Genomic DNA, 15,798 nt, shown 5'->3' on the forward strand with positions numbered 1-15,798 from the left:
GCATTGAGCTTGGCCAAATCTGATATTGAATGTTTCTAAATTGAACAGAGTTTGAAAGGAGGCAACACAAAGAATGGCTATTGATACGGTTTTATGGAGCAGGCTAGTGACTGGTTTGACGCTCGGGTTCCACGTGATTTTTGCAACGCTTGGTGTCGGCGTACCTTTGATGATTGCTATTGCAGAGTTCATCGGCATTCGGAAGAAGGATCACCATTACATACTTATGGCAAAGAGGTGGTCCAGAGGGTTTGTCATTTCTGTGGCTGTTGGTGTTGTGACAGGTACAGCGATATCACTGCAGTTGGCCCTGGTATGGCCGAATTTTATGAAGCTGGCCGGGAATGTCATTGCACTGCCACTATTTATGGAAGTATTTGCATTCTTTTTTGAAGCAATATTCCTGGGCATTTATCTGTACACGTGGGATCGGTTCAAAAATCCGTATATCCACTGGTTGCTGACTATTCCGATTGTCGCCGGGGCAGGCATGTCTGCTGTTTTTATTACAACAGTGAACGGATTCATGAACCAGCCTGAAGGTTTTGTCATGGAAGCAGGTCAATTCATGGCAGTGAACCCCGTGCAAGCGATGCTGAATACAGCGACGTTCTCCAAAGTGTTCCATGTATTAAGCTCGGCTTATCTGACAGGAGCTGCTCTGTTAGCAGGAATAGCAGCCTTTGCGATGCTGAGAAAAGGAGTGTCGGCCTACCACAAAAAAGGCTTGAATCTCATGATGGCCGTTGTGCTGGTATTCAGTTTGTTAAATTCTTTAGCTGGAGATGTGTCTGCCAAGTTTTTGGCTGAGCATCAGCCGGAGAAGCTCGCAGCTGCCGAGTGGCATTTCGAGACGGAAAGCGGCGCGGATTTGATTTTTTTGGGATGGCTGAATGCAGAACATGAAATTATAGGCGCTCTTCATTTGCCGAAACTGCTCAGTTTCCTTGCCTTTGGAGACTTTAACGCCGAGGTAACCGGGCTGAACGAATTTCCACCAGATGAACACCCGCCCTTACTTGTGCATTATTTGTTTGATCTAATGGCTGGTATTGGATTCGCTCTGCTTGCTATATCAAGTCTGTACTTCCTGTTTGTATTCTGGAAGAAACGTAATCAGTTTAACAAGTGGATGCTTCGTATGGTTGCACTGAGTGCACCGCTTGCTTTTCTGGCCGTTGAGATGGGTTGGTTCTATGCAGAGATCGGGCGGCAACCATGGATCATCCGAGGTTATATGCGGGTAGAAGAGGCCGCTACTTCTTCACCAAGTGTGAGAATTTTATTTTTCGTCTTCTTGCTTCTCTACATCCTGCTAGGCGTTATGTGTGTCGTCGTACTGAGACGGTTGTTCAATAACAATCCTGCTGAACTCGAGATGGAGAAATGGTTGAAGGAGAAGCATGATCAATCAGCCAAGAAAGGGGATCAGGCCTGATGAGTTATGAATTAATTGGTATTTCGGTACTCTGGCTGTTCTTGTACGGCTATCTTATTGTAGCTTCCATTGATTTTGGAGCAGGTTTCTTTGCCTTTTATGCACGCCTGACAAAGCAGGATCATCTGATTAATCGTCTGATCTCCCGTTATCTATCACCTGTCTGGGAGATCACCAATGTATTCTTTGTCTTTTTCTATATTGGCATCGTTGGATTTTTCCCGGACACGGCCTATTATTATGGCTCAGCGCTGCTTGTTCCAGGAAGTATTGCCGTCATTTTACTTGCCATTCGTGGGTCGTTCTATGCTTTCGAAAATTATGGTTCCAAAAAAAGTATCGTGTATTTGTTCTTATATGGAGCTACAGGGTTGCTTATTCCAGCGTCATTGTCAGTGGCACTGACCCTTTCTGAAGGTGGCTTTATTTTGAAGCAGGGAGATACCGTTTCCCTGGATTACTGGGCACTATTTACGAATCCATTATCGTGGAGCATCGTTGGACTGGCCATCGTGTCGGTATTGTTCATTAGCGGGTCATTTCTCACATTTTACGCTTCTCGGGCAGAGGATCATTCGGCATTGAAGCTCATGCGGAACTATGCTTTGTTCTGGAGCACACCGACCATTATTCTCGCGCTGACTGCATTTATATATTTGGGTCAACACAATGAGCGTCATTTTCAAAATATGATGGATTTATGGTGGCTGCTGGCGCTTTCTGTTGCGTTTTTCATGATTGCCATGTGGCTGTTATATAACGGACGGCGTTATGGTTTAGCTTTTATATGCATCATGCTGCAATTTCTCACAGCCTTTTTCGCTTACGGGATTGGGCAATATCCTTACATTCTCGATCCATACATCACCATTCAGAGTAGCGCCACATCACCTGCAATGGGCTTTGCACTCGTCGTTGTGTTTATCGGTGGTCTGTGCTTGTTAATTCCTTCTCTAATCCTGGTCTTCAAACTGTTCCTGTTTGATGCGGATTATGTGAAAGGGAAAAAATAAAGGAGGAGCGTTCAATGAAGAGGAGAGGCAAGTCCAATCTGATCTCGCAGCAAATGTCTTTACAACGAAAAAACAGACTTCTCCTTGCCATCATTTCGCTGGCCCTTGGTGTAGCTATTATAAGCCAGGCCACCTTGGTGGCTGAAGCAGTCCAGCGAATCTTTGTAGAGAAAGCTTCCTTTTCATCAGTGATCCTGTTACTTGTCCTATTATTGGCTGTTATGGCCGCACGTTCACTGTTGTCGTATGGTAATGGGAAAGTGGGCTTGCATATGGCAGCACGCGCCAAGACAAATATGCGAGCATCTGTGTTGCAGAACCTGACCCGCGCTTCCATGCCTTCAACCCTGAGTGGACAGACGGGAGGAAAGGTCAGTGTTGCTTTGGATGCTGTGGATGAGGCCGACAGTTATTTCAGTCAGTACATGCCGCGTATGATGGAAGCTGCGATGATCCCGATTCTGATTCTGGTTGTTACGTTTACGCAGCACTCTAACACAGGCTGGATTATGCTGTTTACGGCACCGTTTATCCCGCTGTTCATGATCTTGGTTGGGCTCAAGACAAAGAACAAATCAGAAGAAAAATACGCGCAACTGGCTGAGTTTTCCGGTACGTTTCTGGATTCGCTTCAAGGGCTGGTTACGTTAAAAATATTCGGACGGGCTAAACGTCAGCAGCAGGAAATTGAACGTAGCAGTCTGGGATATCGTGATGCCACCATGGGCATTTTGAAAATTGCATTTACAAATACGTTTATGCTGGAATCGATCGTGATGTTAAGCATTGGTATTGTCGCGCTTGAACTGGCTATTCAATTACTGGTTTTCAAATCGATGAGCTTCCACACGGCCTTTCTTGTGTTGTTACTCGTTCCCGAGTTTTACAGTCTGTTGAAGAATACAGGAACGGCTTTTCACAGCGGGCGAACCAGTATGGGGGCCATTCGCAAGGTGGAACAGATGCTCGCGGACACTAGTGTCAAGAGCACACAAACGAAGCCTGAAGAAGGACCGGATCAAAGCGAATTAACCGATGTCGATGCAATTACAAAGACGGAAGAGCTTCGTACAGCTCGTGCCGAGTTGATAACAATGCCACCAACCATTGAACTGAACGATGTCCGATTCCAGTACACACCTGATTCCTTTGGACTTGAGACAGGACAGATCTCGATTGGACCGGGAGAACAGATTGCTATTGTAGGCAAAAGCGGCTCAGGTAAAACCACGTTGCTTCATCTCATTGCCGGTTTACTGAAACCAGATTCGGGAGCGGTTCTGGTTAACGGAAGCCAGCTTTCGCAACATGATGAGGCTGCATGGTTTGAACGTGTTAGCTATATTACACAGCATCCGTATATTTTTGCAGGTACATTTGCCGAAAATATAGCGATTGGCGCGGGTCGGAACGTCTCCAGAGCTGAAATTGAGCAGGCGGCAGAGGAAGCAGGACTTGCTGGCGTTGTTGCTCAATTGGAGCAGGGCTTGGACACATTTGTTGGTGAAGGTGGCCGGGGGCTGTCTGGTGGGGAAAAGCAGCGACTTGCTTTGGCACGTGCTTTTCTGAAGCGACCAGCTGTTATTTTGTTCGATGAACCCACCGTAGGACTGGATCTACACACCGAGCGGGTATTGCAACAATCCATTGCGGCATTAGCGAAAACGGCAACGATGATTACGGTGGCACACCGTTTATATACAATTCAACATGCGGACAACATTTTGTTTATGGATAGTGGGGTATTGGTGGATTCAGGACACCATGAAGCACTTCTGGCGCGTCTGCCTCAATATGCGGAGATGGTTGATGTACAACGGAAAGGAGGGTTAGCATGAATGAGCTGACGATTCTGTCAAAAGCGATGATTCAGGAGCGCAAGGATATCTTGCTTTCGATATTGGGCGGATTTATCGCCGGCATAGCAGGGGTAGCTCTCTTTTCCGCGAGTGGTTATATGATATCGCAAACGGTATTTGCGCCACCGCTGTACACCTTAATTGTACTCACTTCCATGGTCAAACTGCTTGGTTTCCTTCGAGCGGCAAGTCGCTACGGGGAACGCTTGTATTCGCACAGGGCAACATTCTCCATGCTGAGCCGTTTGCGGACGTCCTTTTTTGCCAAACTGATCCCGGTAACGCCAGGTATATTGAACAAAAACCGAAGCGGGGATCTGCTTGCGCGGATCGTGGGTGATGTGGAAAGCTTGCAAAATTACTTTTTGCGGGTCGCGTATCCACCCATCATGGTCGTTATGGTGTTTTTGGCTACCATGCTGTTCACTTCGGCCTTTTCGATCTGGATTGCGTGTTTGTTAGTACTAGGTATGCTGATTACGGCATTTGTTGTACCAGGTATTGTCTTGTTAGGTCAGCGAAAAATACACGGACGTGTCCGCCAGCAACGGGCCTTGCTGTCCACGGAAGTGACCGAAGTGTTGTATGGTTTCAGGGATTTGAAAGTATACGGCCAATTGGAACAGCGTGAGCAACAGCTTCAGCAGGCTTCCGCTGCATTGGCAACGGAGCAGAAACAAGCCGCTTCGCACCTGTTGCGCGGGCAGTCTATGCACGTTTTTGTGACGTATCTTGTTACATGGGGAGTGCTGGCACTGAGCGCCTTTTTAATTGTGAATGGAGCGTTTGCAGGTGTATTCCTCGCCATGCTGATCCTGGCCACGCAGACCGTGTTCGAAGAAGCTGCCGCAATGGCTATATTGCCTCTATATAAGCAGGACAGCGAACACGCCGCTCAGCGACTGGCGGAAACGGTGCCAACCTCCGATGTGCAACCTGTACAGCCAAGCGGTGAAATTTCAGCCGATCAGGCGGTTTCGATTGACCTATCCGGTGTTAACTTCCAATATGAAGGGGAATGGAGACCGGCGCTGAGGGAGCTATCTCTACAACTTGCAGCAGGCTCCAAAACAGCGATTGTCGGGCCGAGCGGGTCAGGCAAGTCAACGATTATTGATTTGTTACTCAAGTTGCGCGCACCAACGTCTGGCGATATACGATTAAACGATGTTTCGGTGAAGGAACTGAATGAAGAGAGCATTTGGCAAGGGACGAATGTCGTGTTGCAGCAAAGCCACTTCTTCCGGGGAACCATCCGGGACAACCTGTTGCTGAATGGAGAAGAACATTCGGATGAACAACTGTCGGCTGTGCTGGATAAAGTCCAACTGCCGAATAAGTTGTTGACCGACATGGTCTATGAAAAAGGGGAGAACCTGTCGGATGGTGAGAAGCAGCGGCTGGCTCTCGCACGGGCCATGCTGCGCAAAGGACGGTTATGGCTTCTGGACGAACCGACGTCTTCACTGGATTACGTCACAGAACAACGTGTATTGCAGCATCTTCTTGCACAAGCTGCCGAAGATACACTTCTCCTGATCTGCCATCGGCTGACTGGATTGGAAGAGATGGATCGGATTGTGGTCATGGACCAAGGCAAGATTGTAGAATCAGGTTCTTTCTCCGAGCTGATGGAGCAAAAAGGCTATTTTTATGAAATGAAACAAATTGAACGACAAATGATTGGAGACGCCCGGGCGTAAGAATCTAGTCTATTGAGTAGACAATACTGTCGATTGTCGTTAATGAAGAAAACTTCAATAAATCAATTTTTATAAATTTAACTAAACCCCAAAGGATGCGGTGGATATACTCCTTGGGGTTTGTTTTGATATAATAGTTTTTTTATGTCTATAAAGGAGATGGAAGATGGGAAAATATAAGTGGGATATTGTTTTTTATTTGGCCGTATTTTTATTTGTTGTGTACATGAAGATGAATGACCAATCTCTGTTTTGGATACTTGGAGTTGTTCTCACCGCTACTCTGATCATGTTTACCATTCGTATTTTTTATCCTCTGGGTTGGGAAACACGCATGGAGCGCGTGGAGGCTTTTCTACGCAGACAGGAGAATAACCCAAAGATTTATATCTATTACGCTCTTGCAAACAGACTTGATGATGAATTGGAACACACAATAGAGCGCATCAGAAATGAGGACACCAATAAAAGGACACAAGCAGTATATAATGCAGCTTACGGCTCCTATCGCAACGACTTGGTAGCTGTTCGTACTGCGGTGCAGAATATGCGTAGATCGGATTATCGTACATATTATGAAACGTATTTGCTTATGGAAGAAGGAAGAAGTGAGCAGGCGAGGGAACACTTGAAATCCATTAACAAGGTCTGGATGAGATCTTCGCTTCTTGCAGCGATCGAACTAAAAGCGGGACAACGCGAAACTGCGATTCAGCTATTACAGGAAGCAATGCAGGCTGTCAGAGGTGTCCATCGTTATATGATATTTAAGGAATCAGAGAGATACTAAACGGTGAACAACAATCTTTCTTGGCATATAGTACAACTGACACGGATAAAAGCTTGTTCCACATAGGAGCAAGCTTTTATCTTTTGTCTTAAAGGAAGGACAGGAAGGACAAGAGTATACTGAGGCGCTAAAATGTTCGGCATAGCGGAGAACACCCGAATTAAAATGCTTTCCAACCAGTTAGCCTATATGAGGAAAATCTTAAAGTCTTTTAAACGCTTTTACATAACAGCAGATGATTCAGCCGTTTTATTTTTCTTCGCAAGCGGCTTTTTCCTTAGTGTCCTATCATACAGATACGGTTTTCCGTGATAATCCCGTGCATGCTTTTGTTTCTGCTTTTTATGTATATCAACCTTGATCTCCAGATTGGCAACGTTATTCTGGAATTCAGAAGCAACTCGTTTGCACCATTTCAATCCACTTTCTTCAGATGCACTGAAATGAACACGTAATAGATATCCGTTCACCGTTAATTCAAACTTGTATAAATTCATGATATGTATCCTTTCCAGACGGGCATGTTATGTTACACCAAATATGATAATCTGATTATAACAGGAACGTATGTTCTGTAAAAGTGTTATTTATGATACCCGCAATTCAATAAGGTTCGCTAGACATCTTTGCAACAGTTCGTTTAATGGTAAAATATCTAAAAATGGTTCATGTTGGGGGATACGCATGTATAAACTGATGATCGTAGATGATGAATTGCTCATGCGGGTTGGAATTCGTTCCATGCTGAATTGGGAAGAGTATAATTTCTATGTTGTTGGAGAGGCAGGAAATGGAAAAGAGGCATTAAGCCTTGCGCTTGAAGTGATGCCTGATCTAATTATTACAGATATTAAAATGCCGATTATGGATGGGCTACAACTTATACAAGAGGCCTCCTGCGTACTGAAAACCTGTAAGTATGTCATCCTGAGTAATTTTGACGAATTTCATTATGTGAAAGAGGCGCTAAAACTTGGCGCTTCAGATTACTTGATTAAAAGTGAGATCACCGAATCCTCCCTTATTGACCTCCTGAGCACGGTTGGACAGAAACTGCAAAGTGAACATGTTCACCCAACCAACACACCCTCTATAACACAGGACTATTCCAAGAGCCTAAGATATCTAAAGGATAGTTTCTTCCAAGATATTGTAAGCGGATTCATTAGTGAGGAGGATATCGTCACCAAAGCGGAAGAACTGCATTTTCGTATACGTTCGGACCAGTTGGTTGTCATGAAGTTCATCGTGAACTATTACGAGGATGCAAAGCGGAAATATGTAGAGAAGGGGGAAAAGCTGCTCCGATTTTCGATTCTTAATATTATGGAAGAGATCATTCCATCGAAGTGGGAGAAAGAGATTTTTGTTGAAAGTTCCTCAGAATATTGGGTGATCGTCAATGTACTTCCTGAGAGCCAATCTGTACACGCCGACTTAAATAAACTATGTAATAAATTGCTGTCTTCGATCAAGGATTTTATGAATCTATCACTCACGGCTGGGGTAAGTAGAATGACTTCCGGATTCCTTCACATCAGGAAGGCCTGCCAAGAGGCAGAAACGGCTCTACAACAGAGTTTCTTCACAGGAAGCAACCAGGTGTTGTATTACGATGATATGGTTCAATCCCCAGATCGACATGAAGTTAAGGGGGCTTTAAGCCCGCAACAAGAACGAGATTTGTTGAAGTTATGGGTAAGCAAAGACAACAAAAAGGCGGAAGAGTTCCTTGAAGGAATCCGATCCAATCTGGAACAGCTACGAGCGGATGAGAATAGCATTCGCAAGCAATATATCATGGTAATGGAAACGATACATTCTCATCTATCCCGAGCTACGGAAAGAGGTGCACCTTCTTTAACAGAAAAATCACCCTATGAAATCGTTCTAAAGGGGGAGTATTGGGAGGATATCCACCAAGATATGCTTGCTCATATTGCGTATTACTTCCAAACCGATTCCCAAATCAAACAGGAAAGCACTTACACCGATCTCGCCACTGAATTGATCGACAAGTATTATGCGGAAGATATCTCACTGCAAAGTATCGCTAGCCAAATTAGTGTGAATCCGTCGTATCTCAGCCGTGTGTTCAAACAGGAACGAGGAGAGAACTTTATTACGTACTTGACCCGAGTTCGAATTGAACATGCCAAGGCGTATCTATTGAGCAGAGGAATGAGAGTGTATGAAATCGCAGAAAAGGTGGGTTACCATAATTACACGTACTTCAGTAAGATTTTCAAAAAATCGGTAGGTGTCACTCCTGAGGAATATCGAGAATTACAGCAGGGATGAATGTAATCGGTGAATAGAGGTGCAGCATATGAAGCATGTTCGGCCCTTCCGAATCAAGTACAAAATTATGGTGATCTGTATGACGGTCATTATCCTTCCGGTATTGGTGATGACAATCAACTCGTATTACTCCTCAGAGCGTTTATTGGCACAGAACTATACAACGTTGCTAAACGATCTGGCCAAACAGACGAATATTCGCATTGATGAGTTCCTCAAGGAGATTGAGAAAATTTCGCTGCTCGCCAGCAATGGGCTTAGTGACAATCTGTCTGCGACTCATGAGGGGAGTTTTCCGATCCAGGATTTCCTGCGAGAGGGTGATGAACAACATGAGATTGCCGCATACAATATTCTGATGAATTACATCATGATGAAAGATCGCGTATTCTCCATCTACCTTTACAATATGAACGGGGGGCAAGACCTTTTTGTCAGTCCACATCAACCCATTGATCCAAACTTCAAAGTAGCAAACGAATTGTGGTTTAAAAAGTTCATGCATGATAAGGATCGAACCATTACCCTCACAACGCGAATCGACGAGCAATTGGAGAATAAAATACTGGCAGTGTCACACGCTCGCAAAATTCATGATGTGACTAGTGGAAAACTGCTTGGCGTGATTGTTGTCAGCATTGATATCAAATTCATTGAAATCGTCAACCGCAACTTGCAGGAAGGGCTGCGCTCCAGATTCATGATTGTTGATGAGGATGACAAGATCGTATATAACGTGAATGAACGATTAATCGGGACACTGTTCCGGGACAACGTTCGTCCGCCTGAAGCACTAAATGTCGTGGTGACCAGTCCCCTAAGTCAGCAAAAATGGACAACTTACTTATATATGCCTTTGGATGAGTTGACTGCTGATGGCAAAATATTGGGCCGTAATCTGGTGACGCTTGCCATCGTCATTGTTCTTTTTGCTGCCGTCATATCCATCTTTTTATCTCACGTGATCACAACTCCCATTAAAAAACTGCTACGGAATATTTCTCTAGTCGAGAAAGGTCAGTTTGAACAAGTTGAACCTATTGGATCAAGAGATGAGATTGGACATTTATCCATTCGATTCAACAGAATGTCACACGAATTGAAGCGGTTGGTCGAACGGATGCAGCAGGAAGAAATAGAGAAAGCCAAGGCCGAGATGCGTGCGCTCCATGATCAGATCAAGCCTCATTTTCTGTATAACACCCTTGGGTCGGTTAAATGGATTGCCTCGATGCAGCAGGCAGACAAAATCGTGGAAATGACCGATGCACTAATCTCGATGCTTCGCTATGCAACAAAATCCGATGGAACCCTCGTAACCATTCGTGAGGAACTTGATAATATAACGAATTACGTAACGATCCAGAATGTCAGGTACTACGATTGTATTCAGATGAGATACGAGATTGAGGATAGACTGCTAAATTATCGCATGCCCAAAATGATTCTACAGCCCATTGTGGAGAATGCAATATTTCATGGACTCGCTGAACTCGAAGAAGACGGAATCATCACCATTCGGATTCAATCACAGCTGGATGAAGTTGTGATCCAAGTCTGCGATAATGGCGTCGGTATGGATCATCATACGATGCAGAATTTAATGGAAGAGAAATCCGGTGAAGGTACGGGAACGAATGGGATTGGATTGCATAATGTGCAGCGGCGGATTCAACTTCATTTTGGGAAATCCTATGGAATACAGGTGGAGAGTAAAATAGGTGAAGGTACCATTTTCTCCATTCTGCTGCCTGCCATCATAGAAGCCAAATAGTCATTCATGTTTCCACTTAAGCATCTCATAATACGGTACAGCGATCATAAAAATAAGTTTAGATATAAACAAAGGGCTCGCAGTATGAACTGCAAGCCCTTTTGTTCACCCTTTGACGCTACCTAACACCAAACCTTTGGTGAAATATTTCTGCAAGAATGGGTACACGAGTAAAATCGGAATGGCACCCAGGAACATCTGAGCGGCGCGCCCCGTTCTGGCGTTCATCATGGACAACAGCTGCGTATAATCTGACCCAGATTTCAGCATGATTTGCTCAAAACTTTGCAGGAGGGTCTGGAGATAACTTTGTAATGGATAATTGTCTGGATTGTTCATATAGATAATGCCATCGAACCATGAATTCCAGTGGGCAACGATACTGAACAACCCAACCGTAGCGAGAGCGGGCTTGAGAAGTGGGAGTAGAATACGAAGTAATACCTGTACAGGCCCAGCACCATCGATAATTGCTGATTCTTCAATCTCCTCGGGCAGCCCCCGAATGAAATTCATGAGGATAATCATACTGAATACGGGGAGGGCCCCAGGCAGGATCAGAGACCATATGGAATCGATCAGTCCCATTTTGACGACTACCAGATAGGTTGGAATTAGACCTCCACTGAATAACATGGTTATTATGAAAAATCCCATATAGATATTACGCCCCATCAATTTTTGTTTGGATTTGGAGAGGGGATAAGCCGTGAGTACGATCAGAACCAGATTCACCACCGTTCCGATAACGGTTCGTTGAATGGCTACCCAGAGAGAGGAGAAAAATGATCCTCCAGTTAATGCAAATTCATAGGCTTTTGTCGTAAATTCCACAGGCCAGAACGTAACACTCCCCGCAGATACAGCCGCGCTGCTGCTGAATGAAACAGCCAGCAGGTTGATAAACGGCAGGATACATAGGAGAGAGATTAGAAGCAGTATGGTGTAGTTTAAGATAAGAAACACACGTCTGCTCATACTTTTATCATAGATCATAATGTAAGTTCCTCCTTCTTAGAAGATACGATAGCCAGCCACTCTGTAAGCCAGGATGTACGATACAGCAACGAGAACACTGGAAATGATCGATTTAAATAACCCGACAGCGGTACCAATTGAATACTGTGCTTGTTGAATTCCTAAACGGTAGACATAGGTATCAATAATATCACCCGTCTGATAGACAACAGGGGAGTAGAGATTATAGATTTGGTCAAAGCCAGCATTGAGTACGTTCCCAAGTGAAAGTACGGTCATTAAAACAATGGTTGGCATGAGTAGAGGCAACGTAATGTAGATGGTTTGTTTCCACCGTTTCGCTCCGTCGATCACCGCGGCTTCGTAAAGTCCCGGATCAATACTGGTCAGGGCTGCCAAATAAACAACCGTGCCAAACCCGAAACCTTTCCATATGTCACTCACAATCATCGTCCAAGGAAAAATAGAGGGTGTGCCAAGAAAGGAGATCGGTGCAATCCCAAATACACTTAGAAATGTATTGATAATGCCGTCGGAGCTAAGGATATCCAGCATGATGCCAGCCATAATGACCCAAGAGAGGAAGTTCGGAATGTAGACAAGGGTTTGAAATGTACGTTTGATTCCACTGTGTAGTACCTCGTTAAGCAGTAATGCAAAAATTACGGGTACGATTATACCACCGATAATCTTAAAGACAGACATGTACAATGTATTCCAGATCGTTCTTACGAAGTTCGGCTGATTAAATATGTGGGTAAAGTTATCCCATCCTACCCATGGCGAGTTGAATCCGAGGCCCGGATTGTACTTCTGAAATGCAATAATAAGTCCGTAGAAAGGGATATAACAAAAGATGAAGACCAAGACCAGGCTTGGAATTAACATGAGATGGTAAGCACGCTGCTGCTGCCATTTTCTCAGCATTCGTATTCCTCCGTTCCTTGTACGCCAAATGTAATCGCTATCAAATAAAGGGGAGGGATGACCCTCATCCCCTCTTTGTGACAAACGAGATTATTTCTTCCCGTAGGCTTCATTAACTGCCTGAGTTGCGTCATCGCCCCCGGCTGCACGCCAATTCTGGACAATAACATCGAAATAATCGATACTTTCGCTACCCATAATGATCTTGGTGAAGCCTTCGGTCAGGATATCATCCAAGGTTGTTCCGTAGCTTGAAAGTATTTCTGGCGTAACACCCCATAAGGCCGTCTTTGTATAGTTCTCGCTGTCCAGTACTTTCTTGGCAAGACCATACGCATTCTTTGGAGCCCCTTGTTGCAAATAATCACCAACTGCTCCTGGGGTTGCATTCTCCATGAATTCCACACTGTTGTTATATTTTTGCCACATACCCGAAGTTGTGAGTCCACTGGTATCCTTGGATTGAAGGGCAGCGGAGACCGCCTCAAATTGCTCGTAATCGGAATTCGGATTAAGTACACGGAACGCTCCAACAACATGGGCAATATCGTTGTCCAGCAAGGCGGATAACGTTTCTGTGGATTCCTTGCCATTGCCTTCATCCACAATATAAGCGTAGTCGTTCAAAATTTTGATCACTTCTTCAGGGCTCTTAAATCCCTTTTTCATAACGATATAATTGTTGTTGGCGAAGAAAATGGATTGTTTGGCTTCTTTTCCATCAACGGTAGGGATGATATAAGGGTAGAAGATAGCGTCCTTACCCAGATTGGATACTGTGTCGACACCCGGATTATAACCCCACCATTGGTAATAAGGTTGCATTCCCACTTTGCCGGCTACAATATCCGCGTTCATCGCATTAAAGTCTTTGATTGCAAATTCCGGATCAATAATGCCTCGCTTGTACCATTCTGACCACTCAGCCAGCGCATTTTTCATCTCAGGCTGCACGGAGCCGTACACGAGTTTTCCAGTGCTATCCTCCATCCACATATCCGGATGCGCATTCCATGCAATGGCCAGCAGGTTGAGGTAATCCAACGATTGGTCTACCGCTATACCATAACCGCCGTGTTTCTCCATGAATTTTAGTGCGATATTTTTGATGTCTTCCACAGATTTCGGATCTTGGACTCCCAATTCTTCTTTCCAGTCGTTCCGAATCCAGATGAAGTCTGGTTGTTCAATTAATCCCCAGTGCATCTGTGGTATCCCGTATAGCTTACCGTCCTTCTTTCCAGATTCGTAACTGTCTGCATCTGCTTCCATGTAACCTTTGAGACGATCTGAAGCGTGTTGATCAAAGACCTCGGAAAGGTCCATGACCATATCTGCTTCGACTAACTGTCTCAGTTGTGATGGATTAACTCTGAATACGTCAGGAAGATCGTTCGATGCGATAGCCAAATTGAGTTTTGTATCGTACTCATCGCTGACCCAGTCTGTTTTGACGTTGATATTAAACTTCTCTTTGTATCGCTTAATCCATACATTGTTGGTGATATCGTCGCCCTTTGGATATTTTGCTGAAGTGTATTCTGATGTTACGGTGTGAATGGTTGTCGTTCCAGCCTCGTTGGAATCCGTGTCCGTCGTTGAACCTTTATCGGCACCGCTTCCATTGCTACAGGCTGCGAGTAATAAGGTTGACATGCACACAGACAAGACTAAGGCTTTCGTTTTCTTGTTCATTTCTTTTCCCCCTTATCAGTCATATTTCAATAACGCTTACTTGAAAATATTCTAAACGAGAAAGGGGGAACGGGATATAAAGGTTATTGACGAGAACCGGTATCTTTTTTTACTTTTGAGTTGTAGCTGAGAAAAGATTAATGAGCTTTGTGCACTTTTTTTACTTTGTACTCCTTCTTTTTTTACTCATGACTCCAAAAATTGCTTTAGATGATGATCGATAACGAGTGAATCCTCTTCGTTTGCTCCGATTCCAAAGCAGTGTCCCCACTTGGACTCTATAGGTTGATACACCGCGTTTGGCATATGCTGAGCATCATACGCACTATCTTCAGGCGTGAAAAACAAGTCACTTGATCCTGGCATAACGAGTGCAGGAGAAGTGATCTTGCTTAACGCCTGTTCGAAGTTGCCGTCATCTACGGGATTATCGCTAATGTCTCCATAGATTCCTGTACGCAACATGGTAATCAAGTCGTTAGCATCGAAGGGAAGAAATACCTGATCCCAGTAATCTTCTACATAAGATTTCAAGGAGTCGTACCCCTCAGATTGATACAATTTCTCCAAATAGTATGCCTGCGAAAACCCCCATGGAGCATAAGCTCTTCCCATCGCTGCGAGACCGGCAACCGGAGGGCGCTCATATCTACCATTTTTATAATTCGAATCTGCCTGTAACGCCGCGATCATTGCTTCGAATACCAACTGTGTATGGGGTCTGCTCTTAGCTGTTCCGCCAAAGGGGGCAATACGTTCGACCATCTCAGGATAACTAGTTCCCCATTGATAAACCTGCATGGCTCCTAGAGACCAGCCCACAACAAGTTTGATTTTGGAGATACCGAATTTTTGAGTGATGAGTTTTTGTTGGGCATGCACATTGTCATACATGGAGATGATAGGGAAGTTGTTCTTATCATATGGGGCAGGGGTATTACTTGGAGAAGACGATAACCCGTTACCTAACATATTGGGCACAACGATAAAATAACGACTGGGGTCCAGTGCTTTGTCTGTTCCAATTAACCATTCATTATCTGTGTGAATTCCAGCAAACCATGTTGGGACAACAATAACATTGTCCTTTGCCGCATTTAAGTTTCCATAGGTCTTGTAAGCGATAAAGGCTTGAGGGAGCTGTTGTCCCGATTGAAGTAATGTATCTCCAAGGTTATATGTTTCATAATTGTTCATAGATTGATTCTCCTTATAAAATAGTAATAACTTGATTTCACTCTACATTACGTCTATTATCAATTCAACGAAACGTTATCGAACATATCATTCATTTATTTTGAACTTAGGAGGTACCTGACT

General features: G+C 44.4%; 12 protein-coding genes. 7 read left to right on the plus strand and 5 right to left on the minus strand.

The window, feature by feature from the left end; all coding sequences use genetic code 11:
- The first annotated feature begins 73 nt into the window (after positions 1-73).
- From V6668_RS15330 to V6668_RS15350, 5 genes are all read left to right on the plus strand, one after another.
- Positions 74-1,438: a cytochrome ubiquinol oxidase subunit I gene (locus tag V6668_RS15330; protein WP_036615789.1), complete on the plus strand. Its 1,365-nt coding sequence runs from the start codon at positions 74-76 to the stop codon at positions 1,436-1,438.
- The gene (locus tag V6668_RS15335) at positions 1,438-2,451 is read left to right on the plus strand and encodes a cytochrome d ubiquinol oxidase subunit II (protein ID WP_179086461.1); all 1,014 of its coding nucleotides are present in this window, start codon (positions 1,438-1,440) and stop codon (positions 2,449-2,451) included. The genes V6668_RS15330 and V6668_RS15335 overlap by 1 nt, the downstream gene beginning before the upstream one ends.
- A 14-nt stretch (positions 2,452-2,465) precedes the next feature.
- Complete coding sequence (cydD, locus tag V6668_RS15340) at positions 2,466-4,289, plus strand: thiol reductant ABC exporter subunit CydD (RefSeq protein ID WP_100526287.1); 1,824 nt, start codon at positions 2,466-2,468, stop codon at positions 4,287-4,289.
- Positions 4,286-6,013, plus strand: coding sequence for a thiol reductant ABC exporter subunit CydC (gene cydC, locus V6668_RS15345; RefSeq protein ID WP_100526288.1), 1,728 nt, complete (start codon positions 4,286-4,288; stop codon positions 6,011-6,013). Before cydD ends, cydC begins: the two co-directional genes overlap by 4 nt.
- A 166-nt stretch (positions 6,014-6,179) precedes the next feature.
- Complete coding sequence (locus V6668_RS15350; protein ID WP_100526289.1) at positions 6,180-6,803, plus strand: hypothetical protein; 624 nt, start codon at positions 6,180-6,182, stop codon at positions 6,801-6,803.
- A 221-nt stretch (positions 6,804-7,024) separates the two neighbouring features.
- Here V6668_RS15350 and V6668_RS15355 read toward each other — a convergent pair whose 3' ends face one another.
- Entirely contained in the window at positions 7,025-7,300 is a 276-nt protein-coding gene (locus V6668_RS15355) for a hypothetical protein (protein ID WP_100526290.1), read from the minus strand.
- 187 nt (positions 7,301-7,487) lie between these two features.
- Between V6668_RS15355 and V6668_RS15360 the strand changes: the two genes are divergently transcribed.
- Entirely contained in the window at positions 7,488-9,104 is a 1,617-nt protein-coding gene (locus V6668_RS15360; RefSeq protein ID WP_076253076.1) for a helix-turn-helix domain-containing protein, read from the plus strand.
- A 28-nt stretch (positions 9,105-9,132) separates the two neighbouring features.
- Complete coding sequence (locus V6668_RS15365) at positions 9,133-10,878, plus strand: sensor histidine kinase (RefSeq protein ID WP_338708864.1); 1,746 nt, start codon at positions 9,133-9,135, stop codon at positions 10,876-10,878.
- 105 nt (positions 10,879-10,983) lie between these two features.
- On the opposite strand, the gene V6668_RS15370 is transcribed toward V6668_RS15365, so the two are convergent.
- From V6668_RS15370 to V6668_RS15385, 4 genes are all read right to left on the minus strand, one after another.
- Positions 10,984-11,874 (minus strand): carbohydrate ABC transporter permease, encoded by an 891-nt coding sequence (locus tag V6668_RS15370; RefSeq protein WP_036671192.1) that lies wholly within the window; start codon positions 11,872-11,874, stop codon positions 10,984-10,986.
- 18 nt (positions 11,875-11,892) lie between these two features.
- Positions 11,893-12,783 (minus strand): ABC transporter permease, encoded by an 891-nt coding sequence (locus tag V6668_RS15375; RefSeq protein ID WP_076253078.1) that lies wholly within the window; start codon positions 12,781-12,783, stop codon positions 11,893-11,895.
- A gap of 90 nt (positions 12,784-12,873) precedes the next feature.
- Entirely contained in the window at positions 12,874-14,478 is a 1,605-nt protein-coding gene (locus V6668_RS15380; protein ID WP_076327571.1) for an extracellular solute-binding protein, read from the minus strand.
- A gap of 186 nt (positions 14,479-14,664) precedes the next feature.
- Positions 14,665-15,675 (minus strand): alpha/beta fold hydrolase, encoded by a 1,011-nt coding sequence (locus V6668_RS15385; protein WP_338708865.1) that lies wholly within the window; start codon positions 15,673-15,675, stop codon positions 14,665-14,667.
- Positions 15,676-15,798 lie beyond the last annotated feature (123 nt).

This window comes from Paenibacillus amylolyticus (genome assembly GCF_036894225.1).
GTDB classification, from domain to species: domain Bacteria; phylum Bacillota; class Bacilli; order Paenibacillales; family Paenibacillaceae; genus Paenibacillus; species Paenibacillus amylolyticus.

Bases quoted from the DNA above. Each gene is read 5' to 3' on its own strand.
- V6668_RS15330 (WP_036615789.1), top strand. From the start codon at position 74: ATGGCTATTGATACGGTTTTATGGAGCAGGCTAGTGACTGGTTTGACG.
- V6668_RS15335 (WP_179086461.1), top strand. From the start codon at position 1,438: ATGAGTTATGAATTAATTGGTATTTCGGTACTCTGGCTGTTCTTGTAC.
- cydD (WP_100526287.1), top strand. From the start codon at position 2,466: ATGAAGAGGAGAGGCAAGTCCAATCTGATCTCGCAGCAAATGTCTTTA.
- cydC (WP_100526288.1), top strand. From the start codon at position 4,286: ATGAATGAGCTGACGATTCTGTCAAAAGCGATGATTCAGGAGCGCAAG.
- V6668_RS15350 (WP_100526289.1), top strand. From the start codon at position 6,180: ATGGGAAAATATAAGTGGGATATTGTTTTTTATTTGGCCGTATTTTTA.
- V6668_RS15355 (WP_100526290.1), bottom strand. From the start codon at position 7,300: ATGAATTTATACAAGTTTGAATTAACGGTGAACGGATATCTATTACGT.
- V6668_RS15360 (WP_076253076.1), top strand. From the start codon at position 7,488: ATGTATAAACTGATGATCGTAGATGATGAATTGCTCATGCGGGTTGGA.
- V6668_RS15365 (WP_338708864.1), top strand. From the start codon at position 9,133: ATGAAGCATGTTCGGCCCTTCCGAATCAAGTACAAAATTATGGTGATC.
- V6668_RS15370 (WP_036671192.1), bottom strand. From the start codon at position 11,874: ATGATCTATGATAAAAGTATGAGCAGACGTGTGTTTCTTATCTTAAAC.
- V6668_RS15375 (WP_076253078.1), bottom strand. From the start codon at position 12,783: ATGCTGAGAAAATGGCAGCAGCAGCGTGCTTACCATCTCATGTTAATT.
- V6668_RS15380 (WP_076327571.1), bottom strand. From the start codon at position 14,478: ATGAACAAGAAAACGAAAGCCTTAGTCTTGTCTGTGTGCATGTCAACC.
- V6668_RS15385 (WP_338708865.1), bottom strand. From the start codon at position 15,675: ATGAACAATTATGAAACATATAACCTTGGAGATACATTACTTCAATCG.